5 protein-coding genes are annotated in these 2,885 nt (G+C 63.3%); all 5 read left to right on the top strand.

Annotation, left to right across the window (positions count from 1 at the left end; translation table 11 throughout):
- The coding region (locus tag HPC46_RS34060) for a hypothetical protein (RefSeq protein WP_179476393.1) at positions 1–201 on the top strand (201 nt) is incomplete at its 5' end.
- On the top strand, positions 198–1,508 hold the full coding sequence (gene nuoH / locus HPC46_RS34055; protein WP_233717039.1) for an NADH-quinone oxidoreductase subunit NuoH: 1,311 nt from the start codon (positions 198–200) through the stop codon (positions 1,506–1,508). The genes HPC46_RS34060 and nuoH, both read left to right, overlap by 4 nt.
- Positions 1,501–2,016, top strand: coding sequence for an NADH-quinone oxidoreductase subunit NuoI (gene nuoI, locus HPC46_RS34050; protein ID WP_179476392.1), 516 nt, complete (start codon positions 1,501–1,503; stop codon positions 2,014–2,016). Before nuoH ends, nuoI begins: the two co-directional genes overlap by 8 nt.
- Entirely contained in the window at positions 2,013–2,762 is a 750-nt protein-coding gene (locus tag HPC46_RS34045; protein ID WP_179476391.1) for an NADH-quinone oxidoreductase subunit J, read from the top strand. Before nuoI ends, HPC46_RS34045 begins: the two co-directional genes overlap by 4 nt.
- A partial coding sequence (gene nuoK, locus HPC46_RS34040) for an NADH-quinone oxidoreductase subunit NuoK (RefSeq protein ID WP_179476355.1) occupies positions 2,759–2,885 on the top strand: 127 nt, incomplete at its 3' end. The genes HPC46_RS34045 and nuoK, both read left to right, overlap by 4 nt.

The raw sequence follows: 2,885 nt of genomic DNA, 5'->3' as shown, positions 1-2,885 counted from the left end.
CTGTGGGTTGGGGGGGCAGGAGAATGTGATAAGAGGCCGGGGGTCGCGGGGCGGGGCGCGATCCGTGTGCCGCTGGTGGTCACCGCGATGCCCGATGGGGTGGTGTGGCTGCCGCTGAACTCACCGGGTAGTGCGGTGCACGAACAACTCGGCGTGACGGCGGGTGCGGTCGTGTGCATCGAGCGGGAGGCGAGCTCATGAGCTATCCGGATATGACGGTGTTCGGCCAGGATCCATGGTGGTTGATGGTGGTCAAAACCGTTGCGGTGTTTGTGTTCTTGATGTTGACGGTGTTGGTGGCGATCCTGGCCGAACGCAAGATTTTGGGCCGTATGCAGATGCGGTACGGACCCAACCGGGTCGGCCCGTTCGGCATCCTGCAATCGCTGGCTGACGGCATCAAACTCGCCCTCAAAGAGGGCTTGGTGCCGGCGGGGGTGGACAAGCCGATTTATTTGATGGCTCCGGTGATTTCGGTAATCCCGGCATTCCTGGCGTTCGCGGTGATCCCACTCGGTCCGGTGGTGTCGGTGTTCGGGCACCGAACCCCGTTGCAGCTCACCGATTTGCCGGTTGCGGTGCTCTACATCTTGGCGGCCACCTCGATCGGGGTGTACGGCATCGTGCTGGCTGGCTGGTCGTCGGGATCCACCTACCCGTTGTTGGGCGGGTTGCGGTCCAGCGCGCAGGTGATCTCCTACGAGATCGCGATGGCCCTGTCGTTCGCGGCGGTGTTCCTCTACGCCGGCACCATGTCGACCTCGGGAATCGTGGCCGCCCAGGAGCACACCTGGTACGTCTTCCTGCTGCTGCCGTCATTCGCGGTGTACGTGACGGCGATGGTCGGGGAAACCAACCGGGCCCCGTTCGACCTGCCCGAGGCCGAAGGCGAACTCGTGGGCGGCTTCCACACCGAGTACTCCTCACTGAAGTTCGCGATGTTCATGCTCGCCGAATACGTGAACATGACCACCGTCTCGGCGCTGGCCACCACCTTGTTCCTGGGCGGCTGGCATGCCCCGTGGCCGATCAGCCTGATCGACGGCGCCAACACTGGGTGGTGGCCGCTGATCTGGTTCGTGGCCAAGGTGTGGACGTTCCTGTTCATCTTCATGTGGCTACGCGCCACTCTGCCCAGATTGCGCTACGACCAGTTCATGGCGCTGGGCTGGAAACTGCTCATCCCGGTCTCACTCGTGTGGATCATGATCGTGGCCGTCCTGCACAGCATCGGCCACACCGGCATCATCGAAAACCTCATCGCTGCCGCTGCGCTGCTGGCCCTCATCGTGGGTGCTCGGCGCTTGGCCCGCGACAGGCGGTCGGGCCGAACACCTTTGACGCCGACAGAGTTTGATCCGATGGCCGGCGGATTTCCGGTGCCGCCGCTTCCCGGTCAGCGGGTCACCGCTGACTGGCCGACCCTGACATATGGAGTGCCGATGCGCAACGGAAAACATGTCCACGATCGGGTCGCCGTCGCGCCGTGGGGGAGGGGCGATGCCTGAGTTCCTCGATGCGGTCAAGGGTTTCGGTGTGACGTTTTCGACGATGTTCAAACGCCCCATTACCGAGGAGTATCCGGAAAAGCCCGGCCCGGTCGCGCCGCGCTACCACGGCCGCCATCAGCTCAACCGCTACGCCGACGGGCTGGAGAAGTGCATCGGCTGCGAACTGTGCGCCTGGGCCTGTCCCGCCGACGCCATCTACGTCGAAGGTGCGGACAACACCGAGGACGAACGCTTTTCTCCCGGTGAACGTTACGGGCGGGTGTATCAGATCAACTACCTGCGCTGCATCGGGTGTGGACTGTGCATTGAGGCCTGCCCCACCCGCGCGCTGACCATGACCAACGTCTACGAGATGGCCGACGACAACCGCTCCGACCTCATCTACGACAAGGACAAACTCCTGGCACCCCTGCAGCCCGGAATGCAACCACCACCACACGCCATGGCGCCGGGAGCCACCGACGACGACTACTACCTCGGCCATGTGAAGGAATCGAAGCGATGACAGCTGTGATCTTCTGGATTCTCGCGCCGCTTACCGTGATTGCCGCCATCGGTGTCGTCGCGAGTCGAAAAGCTGTGTATTCCGCCATGTTTCTCGGCGCCACGATGATCATCCTTGCCGTGCTGTATGTCGCGCAGGACGCGCTGTTCCTCGGGGTCGTCCAGGTGGTGGTCTATACCGGCGCGGTGATGATGCTCTTCCTGTTCGTGCTCATGCTCATCGGCGTCGACTCGGCGGACTCGCTGATCGAGACGCTGCGCGGACAGCGTGTGGCCGCGGCATTGGCCGGCCTGGGTTTCGGCGTTCTGTTGATCGCCGGGATCGGCAGCGTGGCGACGTCGGGAGTTGTCGGGCTGGCGGAGGCCAACGCGGGCGGCAATGTGCAGGGTCTGGCGGTGCTGATTTTCACTCGGGATCTGTGGGCGTTCGAGTTGACCAGTGCGCTGTTGATCACCGCGGCGTTGGGTGCGATGGTGCTGGCGCATCGGGAGCGGTTCGAGCGACGTAAGACCCAGCGTGAGTTGGTCATCGAACGGTTCGCAACCGGCGCCCGGGCCACTCCAATGCCCAACCCGGGGGTGCTGGCCCTGCACAACGCCGTCAACACCCCGGCCCGCCTGCCGGACGGAACCGACTGCGCGCTCTCGGTGAGCCGGACGCTCACCCGCGACGGCACCGTTCTGACTCTGCTGATCGCGAACGATCATGAGGATGACGACGCATTGAATCAGGAAGTGAGTCAATGAATCCGGACAATTACCTCTACCTGTCGGCGTTGTTGTTCACGATTGGTGCGGCGGGGGTGTTGTTGCGGCGCAATGCGATCGTGATGTTCATGTGTGTGGAGTTGATGTTGAATGCCTGCAATT

This window comes from Mycolicibacterium vinylchloridicum (assembly GCF_013404075.1).
Lineage (GTDB): Bacteria > Actinomycetota > Actinomycetes > Mycobacteriales > Mycobacteriaceae > Mycobacterium > Mycobacterium vinylchloridicum.
Note: the sequence above shows the minus strand (reverse complement) of the source record. Positions and strands in the feature narration are given on the sequence as shown.

Excerpts from the sequence above, each read along its gene's own strand:
- nuoH (WP_233717039.1), top strand. The coding sequence starts at position 198 with ATGAGCTATCCGGATATGACGGTGTTCGGCCAGGATCCATGGTGGTTG.
- nuoI (WP_179476392.1), top strand. The coding sequence starts at position 1,501 with ATGCCTGAGTTCCTCGATGCGGTCAAGGGTTTCGGTGTGACGTTTTCG.
- HPC46_RS34045 (WP_179476391.1), top strand. The coding sequence starts at position 2,013 with ATGACAGCTGTGATCTTCTGGATTCTCGCGCCGCTTACCGTGATTGCC.